Genomic DNA, 23,042 nt, shown 5'->3' on the forward strand with positions numbered 1-23,042 from the left:
GGGCCGGATCGCCGGATGCAAGGCTGGCGACAAAAGAAGGGGCAGCCCCCCTGACCCTGCCAACAAAAAAATACACAGGAGACAACCACATGCAGGCAGATCGTCGTAGTGCATTGCAGCGTCTGGGCGCAGGGGCGCTGGCCCTGGGCGGGCTCGTCACCGGCTTGCTGGGTGCCGGCACGGCCATGGCGCAAGGCGCGTTCCCATCGAAAACCGTCCGACTAGTGGTGCCGTATCCGGCCGGTGGCGCGACCGACGTGCTGGCGCGCGCGATTGCAGACGGCCTGGGCAAGACCTGGAAGCGCCCGGTGGTCGTCGAGAACCGCCCCGGCGCCAGCAGCATGATCGGCTCCGAAGTGGTGGCCCGCGCCGAACCGGACGGCTATACCGCGCTGCTGACCATTACGACGCTCGTGCAGGCGCCGAGCCTCTATGCGAAGGCGCCGTTCGATCCCATCAAGGATTTTGTCGCGGTGTCCGAGCTGGGCACCACGAACCTGGTGTTCGCCATCAACAGCGCCGTGCCGGCCACGAGCCTGAAGGAGTTTGTCGCGCTGGTGCGCGCCAAGCCGAAACAGTACTCCTACGGCTCGTACGGCACCGGCTCGAGCGGTCACCTTTACGGCGAGATCTTCAACGAGAGCGCCAGGCTCGACATGATCCACGTCTCCTACAAGGGCGAGGCGCCGGAACTGAACGACCTGCTCGGCGGCCAGGTGCCTTCGGCGGTGATCTCCGTGATGGGGGCCAAGCCGCACTCGGCTTCTGGGCGCCTGCGGGCGCTGGCCGTGACCGGTCCGTCGCGCGCGCCGCAGCTGCCTGACGTGCCCACGTTCAAGGAAGCCGGCATCGCCGGCATGGATTCGATGGGCTGGTTTGGCCTGCTGCTGCCGGCCGCCACGCCGCGCGCGATCGTGGAGAAGTTTTCCGCCGACGTCAACAAGGTGCTGGCCGATCCCGCCGTGCGTACCCGCATGAACGACATGGGCGTGATCCTGACCGGCAGCACCCCCGATGCCTTTGCCCAGACCGTGCAGACCGACTATGCGCGCTGGGGCAAGGTGATCCGTACCCACAACATTCGTCTTGACTGAGCATTGCCCGACATGAAGTCCGCCAGTACCACCCAGCCTTACCGTTCCCCCGCCTGGCCCGCCGGCTTGCCGGGCTCGCTGCACGTGCCGCGCACCAGCCTGTTCTACAACCTGGAAGTGGCCGCGCGCCGCTATCCCGACAAGACCGCGATCCAGTATTTCGGCACCGCGATTTCCTACCCGGCGCTGCTGGACGAGGTCGAGCGCATGGCCGGCTACCTGCAGCACACCTGCGGCATCGCGCCCGGGGACCGAGTGGTGCTGTTCAGCCAGAACTGCCCGCAGTACATCGTGGCCTACTACGCCATCCTGCGCGCCGAGGCCGTGGTGGTGCCGGCCAACCCGATGTGGCTGGAAGCCGAGCTCGAACACGTGGTCAGCGACAGCGGCGCCGTGGCCGCCTTCTGCGGCAGCGAGCTGTACGACCGCGTCGCGCCGCTGCACGGCAAGGCGCTGCGCGACGTGATCGTCCATCACTACGCAGGCATGCTGCACGACGACGGTGGCCTGCAGGTCCCGGCCTGGCTGCGCGAGCCGGCGCCCGCGCTGCCAGCGGCACCGGGCGGCGCGATGCCGGTGGAATGGGATGCCGCGCGCAATGCCGGCCAGCGTCCGCGCCCGCACGAGGCCGGCTACGACACGCTTTGCATGCTGGCCTACACCTCGGGCACGACCGGCAATCCCAAGGGCTGCATGCATACCCACGGCACCATGATGACTTCCGCGGTGGGGTCGCAGGTGTGGCGCAGCAGCTCGCCGGAAGCCGTGGTGCTGGCCGTGGCGCCGATGTTCCACCTGCTCGGCATGCAGAACTGCATGCATTCGCCGATCTACCTGGGCGCGACCGTGGTGCTGATGCCGCGCTGGGACCGCGCCCTGGCGGCCGACCTGATCGAGCGCTATCGCGCCTCGGTATGGGGAGCGCCGCCGGCCATGCTGGTGGACTTCTTCGCGCAGCCGGGCGTGGAGCAGCGCGACCTGTCAAGCCTGGCGTTCCTGGGCGGCGGCGGGGCCGCCATGCCCGATGCGGTGGCCAACATGCTGCAGGAGCGCTTTGGCCTGCCGTACGTGGAAGCCTACGGCATGACCGAGACCGCGTCGTTCCTGCTGTCCAACCCGCGCCAGAAGCCCAAGCGCGAATGCCTGGGCATTGCCACCTTCGGCGTGGATGCCCGCGTGGTGGACCCCGACACGCTGGCCGAACTGCCGCAGGGCGAGATCGGCGAGATCGTCGCCCACGGCGACCAGGTGATGCAGGGCTACTGGAACAACCCGCAGGCCAACGAAGAGTCGTTCATCGAGATCGACGGCAAGCGCTTCCTGCGCACGGGCGACCTGGGCTTCATGGATGAAGAGGGCTACTTCTTCATGCGCGACCGCCTCAAGCGCATGATCAACGCGTCCGGCTTCAAGGTCTGGCCGGCCGAGGTGGAGAACCTGCTCTACGGCCACCCGGCCATCCACGAGGCCTGCGTGATCGCGGCGCGCGACGACCATCGCGGCGAGACGGTCAAGGCCGTGGTGGCGCTGCGCCCCGAGTCGCGCGGCACGCCCGAGGCCGAGCCGGAACGCATCATGGGCTGGTGTCGGGAGCGCCTGGCGGCCTACAAGGTGCCGCGCATCGTCGAGTTCGTCGACGCGCTGCCCAAGTCGGCCACCGGCAAGATCCAGTGGCGCGCCTTGCAGGAAGACGCCATGCGGCCGGCGGACCCGGCGCAAGCCAGGGCGCAAAGCCGGTAAGGCCCGCGGACAGACAGAGTTTTGGAGAGAGACAGCATCATGCACAACAGCAGACGAACCTGGCTGGCGCAAGCCGGCACCCTGGCCGGCGCCGCCATGCTCGGCAGCGTGGGCCACGCACTGGCCCAGCCCAACTACCCGAGCAAGCCGATCCGCCTGGTCGTGCCGTATCCGGCCGGCGGCGGCACCGACACCGTGGGCCGCATGATCGGCCAGCGGCTGGCCGAGGCCTGGGGCCAGGCGGTCGTGGTCGACAACAAGCCGGGCGCCAGCGGCATGCTCGGCAACGATATCGTGGCCAAGGCCTCGCCCGATGGCTATACGGTGCTGCTGGCCATCACCGCGCTGATCCAGTCGCCGAGCCTCTACAAGCGCACGCCTTACGATGTGAGCAAGGACTTCACGCCGGTCTCGCTGATCGCCAAGTCGTCCGACCTGTTCGTGGTGCCCAACCGCGTGCCCGCCAACACGCTGCGTGAATTCATCGCGCTGGCCAAGGCCGGCAAGCTCAGCTATGGCTCGTACGGCAACGGCACCTCGTCGCACCTGCACGGGGAGCTGTTCAGCCAGCAGGCCGGCATCGACCTGACGCACATCCCGTACAAGGGCGCGGCGCCGCTGGTCAACGACCTGCTCGGCGGCCAGGTGGATTCGGCCTTCGTCGATGTGACTTCGGCGTATCCGTACCTCACCAGCGGCAAGTTCAAGATTCTGGGCATCACCGGCACCCAGCGCTTCAAGGCGATCCCCAGCGTGCCGACGTTTGCCGAACAGGGCTTGCATGGCTTCGAACCGAGCGGCTGGTTCGCGATCTTCCTGCCGGCCAACACGCCGAAGGAAGTGACCACGCGCCTGGCGACCGAAGTCGCGCGCATCGTCAAGCTGCCGGAAATCAGCCAGAAGCTGGCCGGCATGGGGCTGCAGCCGGTGGGTTCCGCCCCGCAGGAACTGGCGGGCGTGGTCTCGGGCGACATGCCGAAGTGGGCCAAGATCGTGCGCGACGCGCATATCCAGCTGGACTGATCGCCGCACAGGGCGCGGAACCGCAAGCCTTCCCAGGAGTCATCGATGGAAACGATTCGCTATGCCGTGGAAGACGGCATTGCCACCCTCACGCTGGACTACCCGGCCCGCAAGAATGCGCTTAACGGCGTCATGCGCCGGGAGATCGGGGATGTGATCCACCAGTTGCGCCAGGACGCCAGCGTGCGCGCGCTGATCCTGACCGGTGCCGGCACCGACTTCTGCTCGGGCGGCGATATCAGCTCCATGCAGGGCGAGTTCACGGCCGCGCAGGGCCGCCAGCGGCTGAACAACATCCACCCGTGGCTCGAGGCGCTGATCCAGCTCGAGATCCCGGTGATCGCCGCGGTGGACGGGGCCGCCTTCGGCGCCGGCTTCAGCCTGGCGCTGACCGCCGACATCATCCTGGCGACGCCCCGCGCGCGCTTCGCGCTGCCATTCCTGCGCCTGGGCCTGATTCCCGACTGTGGTGTGTTCTACACATTGCCGCGCATGATCGGACTCCAGCGCGCCAAGGCGCTGATGTTCTCGATGCGCGAACTCGATGCCGAGGCCGCGCAGGAGCAAGGCATCGTCATGGAGATCGTGCCGGCCGACAGCCTGCAGGAGCGCGCGCGGGCGATGGCCCGCGCGTTCACCGAGGCATCGCCGGTGGCCGTGGCGCTGACCAAGAAGGCGCTCAATGCCTCGCTGAACCAGGACCTGCACAGCATGCTGGCCATGGAAGCGGACGGACAGGGCATTGCGTTTGCGACGGAATACCGCCAGGAAGCCGCCAGCCGGTTCCTGTCCAAGCAGGCGCCGCGCTATCGCTGGCCTGACTGATCTCGGGCGCCCGGGCATGCTGCATTGCCGCATGCCCGGGCGCCTTCAACACGAATTACGCCTATCTATATAGGCATGGCAGCTGGCATGACCGGCTGTCTTTCTTCCTCCTCTGGCATTTCGAAGTCGATACACATCATGGGATCTCCCGAACTGAACGCCGCCGCCTCGTCCGAGGCACCCTGGATGACCGAAGACCTGGTCCTGTTCCGTGACACGGTGCGGCGCTTTGTCGAGCGCGAGCTGGCGCCGAACGAGGCGCGCTGGGCTGAACAGGGCTACATCGATCGCGACGTCTGGCGCCGCGCCGGCCAGATCGGCCTGCTGTGCGCGAGCATTCCCGAGGAATTCGGCGGCGGTGGCGGCAACTTCGCCCACGAGGCCGTCATCACGCAGGAAATGGCGCGTGGTATCTGCACCAGCCTGGGCAACAACGTGCACAGCGGCATCGTGGCGCACTACATCCTGAACTACGGCACCCAGGCGCAGAAGGAGAAATGGCTGCCGCAGATGGCCAGCGGCGAAATGGTGGCGGCCATCGCCATGTCGGAACCCGGCGCCGGCTCCGACCTGAAATCGATCCGCACCCGCGCGGTGCGCGAAAAGACAGCCAGCGGCGACTGCTATCGCATCAGCGGCGCCAAGACCTTTATTACCAACGGGTATCACGCCGACCTGGTGTGCCTGGTGGCCAAGACCGATCCGGAAGCCGGTTCGCGCGGGGTATCGCTGATCATGGTGGAAACCCGGGACCTGCCCGGCTTCCGCCGCGGCCGCATCCTGGAGAAGATCGGCCAGAAGGGCCAGGACACGGCCGAGCTGTTCTTCGACGACGTGCTGGTGCCGTGCGACAACCTGCTGGGCGTTCAGGAAGGCCAGGGCTTCTACCAGCTCATGCAGCAGTTGCCGCAGGAACGGATGATCATCGCCCTGGGCTCCGTGGCGAGCATGCAGCGCGCGATCGAGCTGACCACCGGTTACGTGCGCGAGCGCAAGGTGTTCGGGCAGCCGCTGCTGGACCTGCAGAACACGCGCTTCAAGCTGGCCGAGTGCAAGACCAACGCGACCATTGCCGCGACCTTCGTCAACGACTGCATGGCGAAGCTGATGGAGGGCAAGCTCGACGCCGCGACCGCGGCCATGGCCAAGTGGTGGTGCACGCAGCGCAACTGCGAAATCATCGACGAGTGCCTGCAGTTGCACGGCGGCTACGGCTACATGCTGGAGTATCCGATCGCGCGAATGTATGCCAATGCGCGTGTCGGCAAGATCTATGGCGGCTCGAACGAAATCATGAAAGAACTGGTGGCCCGCACGCTCTGAGCGTTGTCATCAGCAGTCCGCGAGTGCTGATGCACGTCGCGGAAACCGCAACAGAAAGGCCGGCGAAAGCGCCGGCCTTTCTGTTTTATCGTTACAAAACCTGCTGTGCAGATTGGGGCGGAAAGGTGTAAGGTTTGTCACAGCATAGTCAATGGCCCGTCGCGCGCGGAGAGGGGCAGTGGTTCAAATGTGGTGTTTGCAGGGCGGAAACGCCGTTGCGCACAGGCAAGCGAATCGTCAACTCAAGCTCCACCATCGCCGTTATTTGACTATGATGAAGTAAAGACTTCGCAACATGACCACGTCGCCAAGCCGGGGTGGTGTATCGCGAAAGCTGGCGCGAAGCCTCAGGGGAGTAGCAGTGCTTTCGCCTCGGACGGGGACTCTGACGGGAGTGAGGTATGGACATTTTCGGCCATTACGCCACGCGTTTCGAAGCTCGCAAGGAAGAGGAATTCAGCATCCAGGAGTATCTGGATATCTGCAAGAAGGATCCGACCGCCTATGCGACTGCGGCTGAGCGCATGCTCGCCGCGATCGGTCAGCCGGAGTTGGTGGATACCCACCACGATCCGCGCCTGTCACGGCTGTTCTTCAACAAGGTGATCCGGATTTATCCGGCTTTCCGCGACTTCTACGGCATGGAGGACACGATCGAGCAGATCGTTGCCTTCTTCAAGCATGCCGCGCAAGGGCTGGAGGAGCGCAAGCAGATCCTGTATCTGCTCGGGCCTCCCGGTGGCGGCAAGTCCTCGCTGGCAGAGAAGCTGAAGGCGTTGATGGAGGAGGTGCCCATCTATGCGCTGAAGGGTTCGCCTATCCATGAATCTCCGCTCGGCCTGTTCTCGCCGGAGGAAGACGGCAAGATTCTGGAAGAGGACTATGGCATCCCGATCCGGTACCTGAACACCATTCCATCGCCGTGGGCGGTGAAGCGCCTGCACGAGTTCAATGGCGACATCACGCAGTTCCGCGTGGTCAAGCTGCGCCCGTCGGTGCTGTCCCAGATCGCGATCTCCAAGACGGAGCCTGGCGACGAAAACAACCAGGACATCTCCTCGCTCGTCGGCAAGGTGGATATCCGCAAGCTCGAGGATTTTCCGCAGGACGACCCGGATGCCTATTCGTATTCCGGCGGCCTGTGCCTGGCCAACCGCGGCCTGCTCGAGTTCGTCGAGATGTTCAAGGCGCCGATCAAGGTCCTGCACCCGATGCTGACCGCCACGCAGGAAGGCAACTACAAGGGCACGGAGGGCTTTGGCGCGATACCGTTCGACGGCGTGATCCTCGCGCACTCGAACGAGGCCGAATGGCAGACCTTCAAGCAGGACAAGAACAACGAGGCTTTCCTCGACCGGATCTATATCGTCAAGGTGCCGTACTGCCTGCGCGTGTCCGAAGAGGTGAAGATCTACGACAAGCTGCTGCGCAGCAGTTCGCTGTCGGCGGCGCCGAATGCGCCCAGCACGCTGAAGATGATGGCGCAGTTCGCGGTGCTCACGCGCATCAAGGAGCCCGAGAATTCCAACATCTTCTCGAAGATGCGCGTCTATGACGGCGAAAGCCTGAAGGACGTCGATCCGAAGGCGAAGTCGTACCAGGAATATCGCGACTACGCCGGCGTGGATGAAGGCATGAATGGCCTGTCGACGCGCTTCGCGTTCAAAGTACTGTCCAAGGTCTTCAATTTCGACAACACCGAGGTCGCGGCCAATCCGGTCCACTTGCTGTACGTGCTCGAACAGCAGATCGAGCGCGAACAGTTCCCGCCGGAACAGGAAGCGAAGCTGCTCTCCTATATCAAGGAGTACCTGACCACGCCGTATGTGGAGTTCATCGGCAAGGAGATCCAGACCGCGTACCTGGAGTCGTATTCCGAGTATGGCCAGAACATCTTCGACCGCTACGTGGTGTTCGCCGACCTGTGGATCCAGGACCAGGAGTACCGCGATCCGAATACCGGTGAAATCCTTGACCGCAACGCGCTGAACGACGAGCTCGAGAAGGTCGAGAAGCCCGCGGGCATCTCGAACCCGAAGGACTTCCGCAACGAGATCGTCAATTTCGTGCTGCGCGCCCGGGCCAACAACGGTGGCAAGAATCCGGTCTGGACCAGCTACGAGAAACTCAGGATGGTGATCGAGAAGCGCATGTTCTCGACCACCGAGGATCTCCTGCCGGTCATCTCGTTCAATGCCAAGTCTTCGCGCGAAGACCAGGACAAGCACGAGAATTTCGTCAACCGCATGACGGAGAAGGGGTATACGCCGAAACAAGTCCGACTTTTGGTGGAGTGGTATCTGCGCGTAAGAAAATCATCCTAACGGCGCCTGAACCAGGCCTCTCTTCGAGGGCAAATACATGGCCACGGTCATCGACAGGCGTGAGAACGGCGGCAACAAAAGTGCCGTCAACAAGCAGCGCTTTATCAAGCGCTACCGCGAGCAGATACGCCAGGCGGTTGCAAAGGCGGTGTCCGGCCGGAAGATCATGGACATCGAGCAGAGCGGGCAGGTGTCCATTCCGGTCAAGGACATCTCCGAGCCGATCTTTCACCACGGCCCGGGCGGGCGGCGCGAATGGATCCATCCCGGCAACAAGAAGTTCGTCCGGGGCGATTCATTCGACCGCCAGCAGCAGGGCGGGGGCGGGACCGGCTCGCGCGCCAGCGACAGCGGCGAGGGCGAGGATGATTTCGTCTTCACGCTGTCGCGCGAGGATTTCCTGAATTTCTTCTTCGAGGACATGGCGCTGCCGGACCTGGCCAAGCGCCACCTCGCCAAGATCGCCGAGGTCCGCAAGGTGCGGGCCGGCTTCTCCATCGACGGCACCCCTTCCAACCTGTCGATCCTGCGCACCATGCGCAGCTCGCTCGGCCGGCGCATTGCGCTGTCCAGCCCATACCAGAAGCGCCTGCGCGAACTGGAGAAGGAATACAGCGAGGCGCTGGAGAAGGAAGGGCCCTACAGCGAAGCCGCGCTCGAAATGATGAAGGAGATGCGGCACCTGCGCGCCTGCATCGACCGCGTGCCGTTCATCGAGAAGCTCGATCTGCGCTACAACAACCGCGTGCTCAAGAAGCGGCCCCAGGCGCAGGCGGTGATGTTCTGCCTGATGGACGTGTCGGGGTCGATGGACGAGAGCAGGAAGGATCTCGCCAAGCGCTTCTTCATGCTGCTGTACCTGTTCCTGAAGCGCAATTACGAGCGCATCGATGTCGTGTTCATCCGCCATCACACCGTGGCCAAGGAAGTGGAAGAGGAGGATTTCTTCCATTCACGCGAGTCCGGTGGTACGGTGGTGTCCAGTGCGCTGAAGCTGATGGTCGAGGTGATCCACGACCGTTACCCGCCGAGCCAGTGGAACATCTACTGCGCGCAGGCGTCCGACGGCGACAACTGGGCCGGGGACTCCGAACTGTGCGGCCGGCTGCTGCGCGAGGCGATCCTGCCGCTGGTGCAATATTTCGCCTACGTGGAAGTGGCGTCCGAAGAACCGCAGAATCTCTGGGAAGAGTACCTGACGGTCAAGAGCCAGTTCGAGCACTTCGCGATGCAGCGGATCATCAGCGCGGACGAGATCTACCCCGTGCTGCACGACCTGTTCCAGAAGCGCGCGGCCTGACGGGCGGTACGTTGGCGGTACGTTCGCGGCCCGCCGGTTCAGGCGGGCCGGCAGGACCTTTGCAACGCGGCGCGGCGGCGCCGTCCCGGCAGCATCTGCCGGCGCGGACGGCTGTGCCAGACGGAGGTGAAGATGGCTTATCTCTCAACGGGTTCGGACTGGACCTTCGAGCTGATCAACCGCTATGACCGCGAGATCGCGCGCATTGCCGGCGAGTTCGGACTGGACTCCTATCCCAACCAGATCGAGATCATCACGGCCGAGCAGATGCTGGATGCCTATGCGTCGGCAGGGCTGCCAGTGGGGTACAGCCACTGGTCATATGGCAAGCATTTCCTGGCCTCGGAGCGCAGCTACCAGCGCGGCCACATGGGCCTGGCCTATGAGATCGTCATCAACTCCAACCCTTGCATTGCCTACCTGATGGAGGAGAACACGCTGCCGATGCAGGCGCTCACCATCGCGCATGCCTGCTACGGGCACAACTCCTTCTTCAAGGGCAACTACCTGTTCCGCACCTGGACCAATGCGGACGCTATCATCGACTACCTGTTGTTCGCCAAGAACTACGTGCTGGAGTGCGAGCAGCGCTATGGCGAGCAGGAAGTGGAGATGCTGCTCGATTCCTGCCACGCGCTGCAGAACTACGGCGTGGACCGCTACAAGCGGCCCAAGAAACTGTCGATCAACGAAGAGCAGGCGCGTCAGACCGAGCGCGCGAACTACCTGCAGATGCAGGTCAATGACCTGTGGCGCACGCTGCCCAAGCATCGTCCCCACGCGCTCGCGGATGAAGATGCGGCGGAACCCGAATCCTCGTTCCCGCCCGAGCCGCAGGAGAACCTGCTGTACTTCATCGAGAAGAATGCGCCCAGGCTGGCGCCGTGGCAGCGCGAGATCGTGCGCATCGTGCGCAAGATCGCGCAGTACTTCTATCCGCAGCGACAGACCAAGGTGATGAACGAAGGCTGGGCCACGTTCTGGCACTACACCATCATCCACCAGCTCTACGAGGAAAAGCTGGTCAACGACGCCTTCATGCTGGAACTGCTGCAGGCCCACACCAACGTGATCTACCAGCCGCCGTACAACAGCCCGTATTACAGCGGCCTGAACCCGTACACGCTGGGCTTCCTGATGTTCCAGGACCTGCGCCGCATGTGCGAGCACCCGGACGAAGAGGACCGCCGCTGGGCGCCGGAGATCGCCGGATCGGACTGGCGCACGACGCTGGACTTCGCCATGCGCAACTTCAAGGACGAAAGCTTCCTGCTGCAGTTCCTGTCGCCGCGCGTGATTCGCGAACTGAAGCTGTTCTCGGTGCTGGACGATGACCGCGAGAACAAGCTGCGCGTGACGGCCATCCATAACGACGAAGGCTACCGCATGATCCGGCAGCTGCTGGCGTCGCAGTACGACCTGTCCGGCATGGAGCCCAATATCCAGGTTACCAATGTCGATGTGGGCGGCGACCGCTCGCTCACGTTGCGCCACCAGCAGAGCGACCGCCGGCCGCTGTCGCATAACTTCGACGAAGTGATCCGCCACGTGACGCGCCTGTGGGGCTTCAATGTGCGGCTCGAAGTGGCGTATGAGGACGGGCGGCGCGAACTCAAGTACGAGTGCAAGCCGGAACGCCGTCACAAGAAGGTGCCGGGAGGCGGGCTGAGCCTGGCCGCCTGAGGCGGCGCTTTCACTGCGATGCGGCGGCCCCGGACCGGGCCGCCGTTTCATTTCCTGGCGTGCCTCAGGCCGTCGCCTCGTACCACTCGCGCGCCAACTCCACCGCGCCGCGCGATGGTTCCGCGCAGACCAGTTCGCCCAGCACGCGGCTCCACCATCGCTCCGATCCGTCGGCCACGCGCCATGCATGCAGGCGCCGCGTGTACAGCTGCAGGTCGAACTCCTCGGTAATGCCGATGGCGCCATGCACGGCGTGCGCGATGGCCGCGACCGGCGTGACCGCGTCGCTGGCGCGCAGCTTGCCGATGGCGGCGCGTACCGGGTCGGGACGGCTGCCGGTGCTGTCGCAGGCGATCTGCGCGGCCACGCGCGAGGCGGCGACATGCTCGGCCATCTCGCTGATCTGGTGCTGGATCGCCTGGAACTTGCCGATCGCGCGCCCGAACTGCAGGCGGTCGTTGGCGTACTGCAGCGTCATGTCCATGACCTGGGACAGCGCGCCGGCCATCTGCGCGGCATGCAGGCAGGCGCCGATGGTGCGCAGCATGCCGGCGGGCAGCGCGAAAGCCGTCTCTGCCTTGCCGTCGAAGCGCGGCAGCCGCATGGTCTGGTCGGCGTGAGCGCCAGTCGGCTCGGCGCCGGCAGCGGCGGCCGGCAGCAGCACGCAGCGGGTACCGGACTGCGCCAGGAACCAGCCTGCGTGACGCGCATCGGCCACCAGCGTGGCGAGGCTGCCATCGTCGAGGCTGGCCAGCGCGATCGGTTCGGCGGGCACGGTCACGCCATGGGCCTGCAGCAACCCTCGCGCAAACAGCGTCTGCGCGAGCGGCAAGGGCATGGCGTGGCGGCCCAGCACATACAGCACGGGCGCCAGTTCGGACAGGGACAGGCCGGCACCGCCTGCCGATTCGGGCAGCAGGCAGTCGGCAAAGCCGCTTTCGAGCAGCGCCTGCCAGAGCGGCGCCGGGTCGGCGCCTTGTTCGATGGCGCGCACGGTCGCGGGCTGGCATTGATCGCGCAGCAGGTCGGCGAGCGCGTCGGAATAGGTGTTATGCATGGCGATGGATTCAGTGTTGGACGCGTGCGGGGCTTCGGCGCATCAGCGCAGCCCCAGGCCGCGCGCAATCATGCCGCGCAGGATTTCGCGGGTGCCGCCGCGCAGCGAATAGGACGGGGCGATCTGCGTGACGTAGGCCAGCGTGCGGTACAGCGCGCCATCGGCGGCCAGCGCCGGTTCGTCGCCCAGCGCGGCTTCGACGAGCGCCGGGATCGATTGTTCGAAGGTCGTGCCCAGGTCCTTCACCAGCGCGGCTTCGACCACCGGGCTTTCCCCCGCGGCCAGGCGTGCGGTCACGGCCAGCGACATGGCACGCAGCACCGCCAGGTGGCCGACCAGCCGGCCGGCGGTGACGGTGTCGCGCCGCGCTTCGGGCAGGCGCCGCAGCGCCGCCAGCCAGGTGTCGAGCAGCACCACGCTCGAATAGAGCCGCTCGGGGCCGCTGCGCTCGAATGCCAGCTCGGCGTTCACCTGTTCCCAGCCGCTGCCTTCCTGGCCAATCAGGGCGTCCGGTGCGAGCGCCACGTCCTCGAAGCTCACCTCCGAGAAATGCGCGTCGCCGGTCAGGTCCTGGATCGGGCGCACGGTGACGCCGGGCGCGGAGAGATCGACGATGACCTGCGACAGCCCGGCCTGCCGGTCCTGCGGCGTGCCCGAGGTGCGCACCAGCGCCAGCATGTAGTGGCAGCGGTTGGCGTTGGTCGTCCAGATCTTGCGCCCGTTCAGGCGCCAGCTGCCGTCCGGCTGCCGCACCGCGCGCGTGGCCACGCTGGCCAGGTCGGAGCCCGAGTTCGGTTCGCTCATGCCGATGCAGAAGAAGGCGTCGCCACGGCAGATGGCGGGCAGGTACCTGGCCTTCTGGGCCTCGGTGCCATAGCGCAGGATCAGCGGGCCGCTCTGGCGGTCGGCGATCCAGTGCGCGGACACGGGCGCGCCGGCGGCCAGCAGTTCTTCCACCAGCACGAAGCGCGAAAACGGGTCCAGCCCGGCGCCGCCGCAGGTGGCCGGCAGCGTGATGCCGACCCAGCCGCGCGCGGCCAGCGCGCGGCTGAAGGCGGCGTCGAAGCCCATCCACGAGCGTGCCCGCACATCAGGCGGCAGCGCCGGCATGTGTTCGGCCAGGAAGGCCCGGACCTGCTCGCGGAACGCCGTGGCGTGCGGCGGCAGGCTGGTGAGCTGGAAGGTGGAAAGCAATGCGGTCACGTTGAATATCCGGTTGCGTGAAGGCGTGGGGCCAGGACGAAGCCCAGGGTCAGTCGGGCGTGGCGCGCCGCGGTTTCAGTCAGGATGTCCGGCCAGCAGCCGGCGCGCCGTGTACGTCATGACTTTCTCGTTGCGCTGGTTGAAGACCTCGATGGCCGAGTCCACCACCGCGCGGTTGCCGCGCGATGTCGGCCGGATGCCCGTCACCGTGACGGTGGCCCATACCGTGTCGCCGACCACCACCGGGGCAAGGATCTGCTGCGTGAGTTCCAGCATCGCCAGGCCGGTGCCCTGGATCATGGTTTGCAGGATGAAGCCTTCGATCAGCGTGTAGGTCAGCGCGCCGGGGACCGGCCGGCCGCGGATCGCGCCGGCGTCGTAGCCGTCCTCGATAAAGATCGCCTCGACCATGCCGGTGACCGAGATGAAATTGACGAGGTCGGTCTCGGTCACGGTGCGGCGGAAGGTGCGGAAGGCCTGGCCTTCCTTCAGGTCCTGCCAGTAGAAGCCCTGGCCCAGGCGGGGCAGGTGGCTTTGCATCATGCGGTCTCCTTGGCGTTGTCAGACTGGACCGGCGGCTGCGGGGCGCAGTACGCGGCACCCGTGGCGCTGAGCCCGTCGATGTCCTGCTGCGTCATCCCGGCCCGCGCAAGCAGCTGCGCGGTGTGCTCGCCGAGGCGTGGCGGCACGCCGATCGGTGCGCGTGCTCCATCAAAGCGTACCGGTGCTCCCGGAAAGCGCAAGGCGCCCATGGCGGGATCTTCGACCGGTTCGAAGAAGCCCGTCGCGCGCAGGTGCGGATCGTCGGGCAGGTCGTCGAGTTCGTTGACCCGGGCCACGGGAATCTGCAGCGCTTCGCAGACTTCCAGCCAGTGCGCGGTGCTATGTCCGCGCACGATCTCGCCGGTGATCTCGTACAGCGTTTCGATGTGCGCGGTGCGCGCCGAGATATCGGTGAAGCGCGCGTCCGCGGCCAGTTCGGGGCGGCCGGCGGCGCGGAAGAAGTCGCGCCAGTGGGCATCGGTGTACGGCATCATGCAGACATGGCCGTCGGCGCTCTGGTAGGGCCGGCGCAGCGGCGCCAGCACGCGCGGGTAGCCGGTGCCGCCGCGCGGCGGTTCGAAATGCCGGCCGTAGAAATGCTCCACCAGGTTGAAGGCCACCATGGATTCGAACATCGGCACCTCGACCATGGCGCCCTTGCCGCTGCCATTGCCATTGGAGCGCGCCCGGCCGGCCAGCGCCGCGCACACCGACAGCGCCGCCACCAGGCCGCTGGTCTTGTCCGCCGCGATGGTCGGGAAATAGCGGCTGCTGCCGGTCTGCGCCGCCATCAGCGCGGCGTTGCCGGACAGGCCCTGGATGATGTCGTCGTAGGCCGGGCGGCCGCCATACGGGCCATCCTCTGCGAATCCGAGCAGGCTGACGTAGACCAGTTGCGGGTGGCGCGCCCTCACGTCGTCCGGCGACAGGCCCAGCGCGGCCAGCTTTTGCGGGCGCATGCTGTGCATCAGCACGTCGGCGCCGGACAGCAGGCGGTCCAGCGCCGCCTGCGCCGCCGGCTGCTTCAGGTCCAGCACGACGCTCTTCTTGCTGCGGTTCACGCCCAGGAAAATCGCGGCCATGCCGGATTCGGCGGCGGGGCCGGTGCGGCGTGTGGAATCGCCCTCGGGCGGTTCGACCTTGATGACCTCGGCGCCAAAGTCGGCCAGCCACTGGCTGGCATAAGGGCCCATCACGACCGTGGAAAGGTCGATCACGCGGATGCCGGCTAAGGGCAGCATGCGTCTGTCTCCGGATCTGGTTCTGTGGGGCACAGCGTAGATCAGCGACAGGTATCTGGTCTAATATTACTTTTTTAGAAATTGATATTCACAGGATATCAAAATGGATCTGCGCCAGCTCCAGCAGTTCGTTGCCCTGGCCGAGACGGGCAACTTCCACCGGGCCGCCGAGCGCCTGCACATGGCGCAGCCGCCGCTGTCGATTTCGATCCGCAAGCTGGAGGAGCAACTCGGCACCGCGCTGTTCGTGCGCACCCCGCGCGGGGTCCGGCTGACGCAGGCGGGCGAGGCGGCGCTGCAGGACGCGCGCCGCGCGCTGTTCCACGCCAGCCAGGCACGTGCGGCGGCCATGGCGGCCGCGCAGGGCGAGCGGGGCGCCTTGCGCATCGGTTTCATCGGCTCCGCCACCTATGCGTTGCTGCCGAAGCTGATTCCGGCGTTCCGCGCCGCGCATCCGGGGATCGAGCTGGTGCTGCAGGAATCCACCACGGCGGCCATCCTGGACCAGCTCGAAAACCATCGGCTCGACGCCGGGCTGGTGCGGTTTCCGATCCTGAGCAGCGGCGGCTACACCCTCACGCCGCTTGAAACCGATGTGTTCGTCGCCGCGGTGCCGGCGGACAGCCCGCATGCCAGCGAGGCCTCCATTCCGCTGAAGGCACTGGCCGCCGAGCCGTTCATCATGCATCCGGCCGCGGCGGTACCCAACCTGCATGCGGTCGCCATGATGCTGTGCCAGCAGGCCGGTTTCGTGCCGCGCGTCACGCAGGAAGCGGTGCAGGTGCAGACCATCGTCAGCCTGGTGGAAAGCGGCCTGGGGGTGGCGCTGGTGCCCGGCGTGACAACGCGCTATGCGAACCGCGGGGTGAAGTTCCTGCCGATCTCGAGTCCGCGGCCGGCGGGGCGCATTGGCATTGCGCTGGCCGCGCGGGCGGATGACGCGGACCGGCAGGTGCAGAGGTTTCTTGCCGCGGCGTTGGCGGCGGTGGAGGGGGAGGGCTGAGGTCAGCCCCGGGAATGGGCTCTCACCCGTTCTTGACCTGCCTCGCCCTGGGCCGCGCCACCGGACAAGCTGCCGTCCGCATCAGGTTCACGCCAGGCAGCAAATGCAGCAGCCGCACCAGCTCGGACTGCCGGTGCGTGCCGGTCTTGCGCAGCGTATCGCGGATATGCACGCGCACGGTATGGGGCGACAGGAACTCCCGCTCGGCGATTTCATTGAGCGTTTCGCCGGCAGCGAGCCGGATGGCAATGATGCTTTCCTTGCGCGACAGCCCGAACAGCGACGTCAAGACCGCGGCATCGAGCACCGAGCGCGATTCCGAGTTGCCGAGCAGCATCATCGCCGCGGGCAGCTGCCATGGGCCTTCCACCGGCTGGCGCGAGACCAGCGGCACCACGATGATCGGTACCGGTTGCCCGCCGGAGGTGATGTGCATCCATGAGCCCGCGGCGGCGTCGGCACTGCGGCCCCGCACGGCGCCGTCGAGCAGCCGCTGCAGCACGTCCTGCAGCGCGGCATCGCGCGCACGCAGCACGCCGCGTTCCAGCGCAAGGTTGCTGTCGGCCTGCACCAGCGATTCGGCCCAGCTGTTGGCGTAGCGCACGCGCATGTCCGCCTGCAGCACCATGACGCCGAAATCGAGCGTGTCGAGTCCGGCCAGCCCGAGCGAGGCCAGTCCGCTCAGTTCGAAGTTGCGCTGCTGCATGCGCGCCGCGCGGACCCAGTGCGGCATGACATGGGCCAGGCGGCGTTCGCGCACGCTGCCATGCAGGTGGCTGTGCTCCGAGGTGGTGCCGCTCATGAGCACGCAGATCTCGCTGGTGTCGATAAGCCGGAAACCCTGTTCGAGTCCGCCAGCGTCACCGGAGACGGCCAGGTCGGCAGCCCCGCCATCCGCCATCGCCAGTGCGGCGCCGGCCCCGGCGGATGCGAGGGCGGCTGGGACGATAGCCGGATGGCCGCCGCTTGCCGGTGGCGCAACGACGCCTTCAGGCAGGTTGACGCCATGGGTGAAACAACCGTGCGGCGTCACGCCGAGCCGGGCGTGGCCGGCAAACTTGTCCCAGATCAGGTAGCGCGGGCTGCCTGTGGCTGTGTAGCGAGAAAAAAGGTCCAGGGCAGCGGGCATTGCCGCCACGTCCATTGCGGACTCGTAGATAGAGTCGACCAGACGATGAAACTCATCGTCGAGACTCGGGTGTTCGCCCATATTTTTCCCCCGGTGGCAAACGCCTTGACTGACGCCATTTTCTAATGGCTGCTCTCTTGTGTTCCCTTGCGCCAAGTGCCTGCCCGGGTGTCTGTCGCGCCCTGTGGCAACGGTGCCGTGGCTTCCGGCCCCGTATGCAGGATGCTCCTCAGGCATGACCGTGCCCGAGTGCCGGCCATGATGCCAAACAATCGTGTCGGTTTTATCCACCCTTTGGGGGGCTATGGTCCCCACAGCGGGAACCACCGGACGATCGGCATATGTCGACGCCTGCATAACGCAGGGATGTTAATGCGCGAGATGGGATTCGTGAGGGATTTTTGACGCGCGAAAGGGACGGGCGTTTCGCAAAAGCGACAAGCACACCTTTCTTGCATGACGCATACATCTCATTTAGACGCCGGCATGATGGCTTCGACACTTGCGGCCCCGGCAGGCCCCCCTGCGAGCTGGATGGTCAGGCTTGGGGAGGCCATGCAGATGCCATTGGCATCGAATTGCCGCTTCAGCTGCGCGTTGAACGCGCGCGTGATCTCGGCCTGCATCAGCGGGCGGGTCTTGACCTGGGCCATCACCACCGGGCCGCTCGGGTCGAAGCGATCCAGGCCCAGGATCTCCAGGCCGGACAGCAGCTTGTGCGCATAGCGCGGATCGCGCGCGATCTGGGCGCCGGTGGCGCGGATCAGGTCGAGGGCCCGGTCCAGGTCGCTCTGGTAGGCGATGCCGATACTGAACACGGCGTAGCCGTAGCCGCGCGACAGGTTCTTGACCGCCTTGATCTGGCTGTATGGCAGCGTATGCAGGGCGCCCTTGCCATCGCGCAGCTTGACGGTCCGGATGGTCATGCCTTCGACCACGCCGGCATGGTCGGGCAGCTCGATCGAGTCGCCAATGGCGATCGAATCCTCGATCACGATAAAGAGCCCGGTGATCAGGTCCTGCACCAGGCTCTGCGCGCCGAAGCCGATCGCCAGCCCCACCACGCCGGCACCCGCGAGCAGCGGCGTGACATTGACCCCCAGGTTGGCAAGGACCACGATCATCGCGATCACCAGCAGCGTGACCAGCGACGCATTGCGCACCAGCGGCAGAATGGTCTTGGCCCGCATGCTCGGCTGCGCGGCGCGCCCGTAGGCCGGAGACAACGCCTGGGTAATGGCGGTGTCGATCAGCAGCCAGACCAGCCACGCCAGCAGCACCGTGGCCGTGACGCTCAGCATGGATTCCGCGATATGCCGGCCCGCCGGCGACGCTTGCGCCAGGTGCAGCACCGATGTGCCCCAGATGCGCGCGCCCAGCTCGATCACGGTGACCCAGATCACCACGCGTACCAGCGCCATGGCAAAGCGCCCGAAGCGTTCCAGGTAGGCCGAGCGCCGCCGGTCGCGGATACGTGGCGCGCGCACGCTGGCCTTGGGCGAGCGGCCTGCAACCAGCGTCAGCAGCAGCGCGAACACCAGCAGCGCCACCGAGGCCACCGTGCGGCGCAGGAAGACGTCGGCATGGCCGGTGGCCAGCACGGTGCCGATCACCGAGGCCACCACCACTGCCAGAACCGGCAGGTGCCAGGCCTGGCCGGCCAGCCGCAGCAGGTCCGCCAGGGCCGGATGCGACTGCCGGAATTCGAGCGGCCGCTGCGCGATCACCTGGCCGACCTGGCGCCGGAAGCGCAGCGCGAACACGCCGATCAGGATTGCCGCGGCGACATTGGCCGCCGTCGACAGCAAGGCGCACAGGTTAGCGCCGAGCACGGCCGTAATGCGGCTGTCGGTGGCGCTGTTGCCGAGTGCGGCGAGGGCGCCGGTGCAGAACAGCAGCAAGGGTGAGCGCGTCAGCAGCTGGTGCACCGCCAGCCGGCGGTGCGCGGTGCGGAACAGCGCGAAGATGACCTGGCAGACCGCGGCCGCGATGGCCCCGGCGACGATGGCATGGGCCGCCATCACGGCGGCCACGCTCGCCGGCGATTGCGAGAAATTGCGGTAGGCGAGCAGCACCGTGAGCCCGAATGCCGCGACCCAGGGCCCGATGCGCCGCAACATATAGATGCCGACATCGATCCACGACGGCACCTCGGGCAGCCCGCTGCGCGGCTTGCGTACCAGCGTGACCTTGCCGTCGGCCTGCTTTCTGCGCCGCAGCCGGATGCGGTGGCCGATCTCCCACAGGACCCATCCGCACAGCGCCCAGCCGCCGATCACCACGGCGAACTCGCGCAGCGACTCGAGCCCGGCGCGCGTACCGTTGTGCGTCACGGACGCCCGCCATTCCTCGGCCGCGAACTGCGCGCGCCAGCGCCAGTAGTGCCAGGGGCCGTGGTCCTTGCGCAGGTGCGTATCGAATTCATCGAGCGCCTGCGCCACGGCGCCGATCAGGCCCGGTGACGAGGCCGGCGCGACGGGCGCCGACGCCGCCGCGTTCAGGCCGCTGCGCAATGATCGCAACTGTTCCAGCAGCGCTTTGCGTTGCGTGTCGTCCTGCAGGGTGCCGATGACCTGGTCGAGCGATTGGGCCAGCGGGACGCTGGCCGGCGCGGCCCTGGCATCGCTCTGCTGGATCGCGGCAACGAGCGGGTTTGCCGGCGCCGCATGGGCGGGCCGGTGAAACAGCGGCGAAAGCAGCAGCGCGGCCAGCAGCAGCCAGGCATGTCGGCGCAGGTACCAGCGGAGGTCGGGGAGATGAGGGCGCATGGGATCGGTCAAGCCTTCCATGCGCGACACTGTAGCGCATTGGTCCCATCCCGGTCCGCGACGCCGGGTCCCGGAGGCTGTGTTGCGACGCCGCGAAAGGCAATGAAAGTGGCGTATCGGTGCATTCGTCGCTTCCGACGATGCGTGTCAGGGCCCGATCCACGAATCTCGAACCCGCTCCGGCGCCCCGCGGTGCCGGCTCTTGACACCCGTATCGGGCCCGTCGCGCGTGCGGCAATGACCCGGCAAAAACCAGACGGAAGGAACACGGTAATGGAACTCAATGCATCGGTATCGGCCATCGTGACCGGCGGCGCCTCGGGCCTGGGCGCGGCGACGGCCCGTGCGCTGGCGGCGCAGGGCGTGCGCGTGGCGCTGTTCGACCTCAATGCCGAGAAGGGCGAAGCGCTGGCGCGTGAACTGGGCGGGGTGTTCTGCCAGGTCAACGTGACCTCGGAAGCCGAAGTCGAGGCCGGCTTCGCCAAGGCGCGCGCCGCCATCGGGCAGGAACGCATCCTGGTCAATTGCGCCGGCACCGGCAATGCGATCAAGACCGCGTCGCGCTCGAAGGAAGACCCGTCGCAGATCAAGTTCTTCCCGACCGATGCGTTCGAGCGCATTGTCCAGATCAACCTGATCGGCACCTTCCGCTGCATCGCGCGCTCGGCCGCCGGCATGCTGACGCTGGACCACACCGCCAGCGGCGATCGCGGCGTGATCATCAGCACGGCATCGGTGGCGGCGCAGGACGGCCAGATCGGCCAGGCTTCCTATTCGGCATCGAAGGCCGGCGTGGTCGGGATGACGCTGCCGATCGCGCGCGACCTCTCCGGTGAAGGCATCCGCGTCAACACCATCCTGCCGGGCATCTTCAATACGCCGCTGCTGCAAGGCGCCCCCGAGAACGTCAAGGCCGCGCTGGGCGCGTCCGTGCCGTTCCCCAAGCGCCTGGGCCAGCCGGAGGAGTTTGCCTCGCTCGCCGTCGAGATGTGCCGCAACGGCTATTTCAACGGCGAGTCCGTGCGCCTGGACGGCGCCATCCGCATGGCACCGCGCTGATCCGGCGCACCAGCGTGTTGCTGCCCTCTCCCGCAGCCGGGAGAGGGCAGCAAACAGTCGGCATTCCGGCGTGTCAGTCATTACACGCATAAAGAGGGAGACGCCCATGGATTTCAGCTATCTGGCCACGCTGCCTCAGGCCGTGCGCCACTTTGCCGGCCTCAGGCCTGGCGCGGTCGCTTACTCGTTCGAAGGCCGGCAGACCACCTATGCCGAGTTCGAGCGCAATACCAGCCGCGTCGCGCAGGCATTGCTCGCGGCGGGCGTGCGTGCCGGCGACCATATTGGCTACGTCGGCAAGAATTCCGACCACTACTTCGAAGCCTGGCTCGGCGCCGCCAAGATGGGCGCGATCATTACGCCGGCGAGCTGGCGGCTGGCACCGCCCGAGGTGGAATTCATCATCGGCCACTGCGACGCCGTGCTGCTGCTGGTCGGGCCCGAGTCCGCGGCGATGGTGCAGGGCTTGCTGCCGGCCCTGCCGATGGTGCGCCAGGTGGTCGCGATGGAAGCCGGCGGCAACCCGGACTGGCCGGTCTATGCGGACTGGCGCGACGCGCAGCCTGCCACGTTGCCGGACCACCAGCCCGGCGCCCATGACGTCGTGCTGCAGCTCTATACATCGGGCACGACCGGGCGCCCCAAGGGTGCCATGCTGACTCACCGCAACCTGACCATCGGCACCGAGGTCAGCGAGCGCGAATCGATTCCCTGGTCGCACTGGACCGCGGACGATATCTCGCTGGTGGCGATGCCGGTGGCGCATATCGGCGGCTCGGGCTGGGGCCTGCGCAACCTGCTGTCGGGCGCCAAGGGCGTGGTGGCGCGGGAGTTCGATCCGCGCGCGGTGCTCGACTTCATCGAGCACGAGCGCATCAGCAAGCTGTTCATGGTGCCGGCGGCGATGCAGATCGTGCTGCGCGACCCGCGTGCGCGCGCGGTGGACTATTCGCGCCTGAAGTACCTGCTGTACGGCGCGGCGCCGATTCCGGCGGCGTTGCTGCGCGAGGGCATCGAGGTCTTTGGCTGCGGCTTCGTGCAGCAGTACGGCATGACCGAAACCACGGGCACGATCGTGGCGCTGCCGCCGGAAGACCACACCACGGAGCAGGTGCCGCGCATGCGCGCGGCCGGCAAGCCGCTGCCCGGCGTGGAACTCAAGGTGGTGGACTACGAAGGGCGCGAACTGGCGCCGGGCGAAGTGGGCGAGGTGGTGATCCGCTCCGCGCACAATATGTCCGGCTACTGGAAGCAGCCCGAGGAAACCGCTCGCACGATCGACGCCGATGGCTGGCTGCGCACGGGCGATGCCGGCTACCTCGACGCCGAGGGCTATCTCCACATCCACGACCGCGTGAAGGACATGATCATCAGCGGTGGCGAGAACGTGTATCCCGCCGAGGTGGAGAGCGCCATCTACGGTCACCCGATCGTGGCGGACGTGGCCGTGATCGGCGTGCCCGACGAGAAGTGGGGCGAGGCGGTCAAGGCCATCATCGTGCTCAAGCCGGGGCAGGGCGCGGACCTCGACAGCATCATCAGCTGGACCCGGCAGCGCCTGGCAGGCTTCAAGGTGCCGAAGAGCATCGACTTCGTCGAAGCCCTGCCGCGCAACCCGTCCGGCAAGCTGCTGCGCCGCAAGCTGCGCGAGCCTTATTGGGAAGGCATGGGGCGGCAGGTCAACTGACGATCGGCCTGCACCAGCAAGAAGGGCCCGGTTCCGCCAG

Annotated in this window: 17 protein-coding genes; 11 read left to right on the forward strand and 6 right to left on the reverse strand. The window is 66.5% G+C overall.

The genetic code is table 11. The features are described 5' to 3' along the window. Positions 1–89: 89 nt before the first annotated feature. The 8 genes from AC3FKG_RS23605 to AC3FKG_RS23640 all read left to right on the forward strand — a co-directional run bounded on the left by AC3FKG_RS23605 (position 90) and on the right by AC3FKG_RS23640 (position 11,312). Entirely contained in the window at positions 90–1,094 is a 1,005-nt protein-coding gene (locus AC3FKG_RS23605) for a tripartite tricarboxylate transporter substrate binding protein (protein WP_483712220.1), read from the forward strand. A gap of 12 nt (positions 1,095–1,106) precedes the next feature. Beyond that, positions 1,107–2,834 carry a long-chain fatty acid--CoA ligase gene (locus AC3FKG_RS23610; protein ID WP_488744291.1) on the forward strand — a complete coding sequence of 576 codons (1,728 nt, stop codon included), beginning with the start codon at positions 1,107–1,109 and terminating at the stop codon, positions 2,832–2,834. Positions 2,835–2,873: 39 nt separating this feature from the next. Further along, positions 2,874–3,857 (forward strand): Bug family tripartite tricarboxylate transporter substrate binding protein, encoded by a 984-nt coding sequence (locus tag AC3FKG_RS23615; RefSeq protein WP_483712216.1) that lies wholly within the window; start codon positions 2,874–2,876, stop codon positions 3,855–3,857. 45 nt (positions 3,858–3,902) lie between these two features. Further along, on the forward strand, positions 3,903–4,682 hold the full coding sequence (locus AC3FKG_RS23620) for an enoyl-CoA hydratase/isomerase family protein (RefSeq protein ID WP_488744292.1): 780 nt from the start codon (positions 3,903–3,905) through the stop codon (positions 4,680–4,682). 138 nt (positions 4,683–4,820) lie between these two features. Further along, positions 4,821–6,005 carry an acyl-CoA dehydrogenase family protein gene (locus AC3FKG_RS23625; RefSeq protein WP_488744293.1) on the forward strand — a complete coding sequence of 395 codons (1,185 nt, stop codon included), beginning with the start codon at positions 4,821–4,823 and terminating at the stop codon, positions 6,003–6,005. A gap of 401 nt (positions 6,006–6,406) precedes the next feature. Further along, complete coding sequence (locus tag AC3FKG_RS23630; protein WP_483712213.1) at positions 6,407–8,329, forward strand: PrkA family serine protein kinase; 1,923 nt, start codon at positions 6,407–6,409, stop codon at positions 8,327–8,329. Positions 8,330–8,366: 37 nt separating this feature from the next. Further along, the gene (locus AC3FKG_RS23635; RefSeq protein WP_483712211.1) at positions 8,367–9,629 is read left to right on the forward strand and encodes a YeaH/YhbH family protein; all 1,263 of its coding nucleotides are present in this window, start codon (positions 8,367–8,369) and stop codon (positions 9,627–9,629) included. Positions 9,630–9,761: 132 nt separating this feature from the next. After that, complete coding sequence (locus tag AC3FKG_RS23640; RefSeq protein WP_483712210.1) at positions 9,762–11,312, forward strand: SpoVR family protein; 1,551 nt, start codon at positions 9,762–9,764, stop codon at positions 11,310–11,312. 64 nt (positions 11,313–11,376) lie between these two features. On the opposite strand, the gene AC3FKG_RS23645 is transcribed toward AC3FKG_RS23640, so the two are convergent. The 4 genes from AC3FKG_RS23645 to AC3FKG_RS23660 form a co-directional block, all read right to left on the reverse strand. Further along, on the reverse strand, positions 11,377–12,369 hold the full coding sequence (locus tag AC3FKG_RS23645; protein WP_488744294.1) for an acyl-CoA dehydrogenase family protein: 993 nt from the start codon (positions 12,367–12,369) through the stop codon (positions 11,377–11,379). A gap of 42 nt (positions 12,370–12,411) precedes the next feature. Continuing rightward, positions 12,412–13,572, reverse strand: a complete 1,161-nt coding sequence (locus AC3FKG_RS23650) for an acyl-CoA dehydrogenase family protein (RefSeq protein ID WP_488744295.1) — start codon at positions 13,570–13,572, stop codon at positions 12,412–12,414. A gap of 75 nt (positions 13,573–13,647) precedes the next feature. After that, entirely contained in the window at positions 13,648–14,115 is a 468-nt protein-coding gene (locus AC3FKG_RS23655) for a MaoC family dehydratase (protein WP_483712206.1), read from the reverse strand. Further along, on the reverse strand, positions 14,112–15,356 hold the full coding sequence (locus tag AC3FKG_RS23660) for a CaiB/BaiF CoA transferase family protein (RefSeq protein ID WP_488744296.1): 1,245 nt from the start codon (positions 15,354–15,356) through the stop codon (positions 14,112–14,114). Before AC3FKG_RS23660 ends, AC3FKG_RS23655 begins: the two co-directional genes overlap by 4 nt. Positions 15,357–15,459: 103 nt before the next feature. Here AC3FKG_RS23660 and AC3FKG_RS23665 point away from each other — a divergent pair, with 103 nt between their 5' ends. Further along, positions 15,460–16,359 carry a LysR substrate-binding domain-containing protein gene (locus AC3FKG_RS23665; RefSeq protein WP_483712203.1) on the forward strand — a complete coding sequence of 300 codons (900 nt, stop codon included), beginning with the start codon at positions 15,460–15,462 and terminating at the stop codon, positions 16,357–16,359. Between the two features lie 22 nt (positions 16,360–16,381). Here AC3FKG_RS23665 and AC3FKG_RS23670 read toward each other — a convergent pair whose 3' ends face one another. Both AC3FKG_RS23670 and AC3FKG_RS23675 read right to left on the reverse strand, forming a co-directional pair. Further along, complete coding sequence (locus AC3FKG_RS23670) at positions 16,382–17,569, reverse strand: helix-turn-helix transcriptional regulator (RefSeq protein WP_483712202.1); 1,188 nt, start codon at positions 17,567–17,569, stop codon at positions 16,382–16,384. A 389-nt stretch (positions 17,570–17,958) separates the two neighbouring features. Further along, the gene (locus AC3FKG_RS23675; RefSeq protein WP_488744297.1) at positions 17,959–20,256 is read right to left on the reverse strand and encodes a mechanosensitive ion channel family protein; all 2,298 of its coding nucleotides are present in this window, start codon (positions 20,254–20,256) and stop codon (positions 17,959–17,961) included. Between the two features lie 273 nt (positions 20,257–20,529). On the opposite strand from AC3FKG_RS23675, the gene AC3FKG_RS23680 reads away from it, so the two are divergent. Together AC3FKG_RS23680 and AC3FKG_RS23685 are read left to right on the forward strand one after the other, a co-directional pair. Next, positions 20,530–21,315: an SDR family NAD(P)-dependent oxidoreductase gene (locus AC3FKG_RS23680; protein WP_488744298.1), complete on the forward strand. Its 786-nt coding sequence runs from the start codon at positions 20,530–20,532 to the stop codon at positions 21,313–21,315. A gap of 106 nt (positions 21,316–21,421) precedes the next feature. Continuing rightward, complete coding sequence (locus AC3FKG_RS23685; RefSeq protein WP_488744299.1) at positions 21,422–23,002, forward strand: fatty acid--CoA ligase; 1,581 nt, start codon at positions 21,422–21,424, stop codon at positions 23,000–23,002. Positions 23,003–23,042 lie beyond the last annotated feature (40 nt).

Source organism: Cupriavidus sp. 22TCCZM04-2, from assembly GCF_057798895.1.

Bases quoted from the DNA above. Each gene is read 5' to 3' on its own strand.
- AC3FKG_RS23635 (WP_483712211.1), top strand. From the start codon at position 8,367: ATGGCCACGGTCATCGACAGGCGTGAGAACGGCGGCAACAAAAGTGCC.
- AC3FKG_RS23620 (WP_488744292.1), top strand. From the start codon at position 3,903: ATGGAAACGATTCGCTATGCCGTGGAAGACGGCATTGCCACCCTCACG.
- AC3FKG_RS23670 (WP_483712202.1), bottom strand. From the start codon at position 17,569: ATGGGCGAACACCCGAGTCTCGACGATGAGTTTCATCGTCTGGTCGAC.
- AC3FKG_RS23625 (WP_488744293.1), top strand. From the start codon at position 4,821: ATGGGATCTCCCGAACTGAACGCCGCCGCCTCGTCCGAGGCACCCTGG.
- AC3FKG_RS23615 (WP_483712216.1), top strand. From the start codon at position 2,874: ATGCACAACAGCAGACGAACCTGGCTGGCGCAAGCCGGCACCCTGGCC.
- AC3FKG_RS23675 (WP_488744297.1), bottom strand. From the start codon at position 20,256: ATGCGCCCTCATCTCCCCGACCTCCGCTGGTACCTGCGCCGACATGCC.
- AC3FKG_RS23655 (WP_483712206.1), bottom strand. From the start codon at position 14,115: ATGATGCAAAGCCACCTGCCCCGCCTGGGCCAGGGCTTCTACTGGCAG.
- AC3FKG_RS23665 (WP_483712203.1), top strand. From the start codon at position 15,460: ATGGATCTGCGCCAGCTCCAGCAGTTCGTTGCCCTGGCCGAGACGGGC.
- AC3FKG_RS23640 (WP_483712210.1), top strand. From the start codon at position 9,762: ATGGCTTATCTCTCAACGGGTTCGGACTGGACCTTCGAGCTGATCAAC.
- AC3FKG_RS23605 (WP_483712220.1), top strand. From the start codon at position 90: ATGCAGGCAGATCGTCGTAGTGCATTGCAGCGTCTGGGCGCAGGGGCG.
- AC3FKG_RS23645 (WP_488744294.1), bottom strand. From the start codon at position 12,369: ATGCATAACACCTATTCCGACGCGCTCGCCGACCTGCTGCGCGATCAA.
- AC3FKG_RS23685 (WP_488744299.1), top strand. From the start codon at position 21,422: ATGGATTTCAGCTATCTGGCCACGCTGCCTCAGGCCGTGCGCCACTTT.
- AC3FKG_RS23680 (WP_488744298.1), top strand. From the start codon at position 20,530: ATGGAACTCAATGCATCGGTATCGGCCATCGTGACCGGCGGCGCCTCG.
- AC3FKG_RS23610 (WP_488744291.1), top strand. From the start codon at position 1,107: ATGAAGTCCGCCAGTACCACCCAGCCTTACCGTTCCCCCGCCTGGCCC.
- AC3FKG_RS23660 (WP_488744296.1), bottom strand. From the start codon at position 15,356: ATGCTGCCCTTAGCCGGCATCCGCGTGATCGACCTTTCCACGGTCGTG.
- AC3FKG_RS23630 (WP_483712213.1), top strand. From the start codon at position 6,407: ATGGACATTTTCGGCCATTACGCCACGCGTTTCGAAGCTCGCAAGGAA.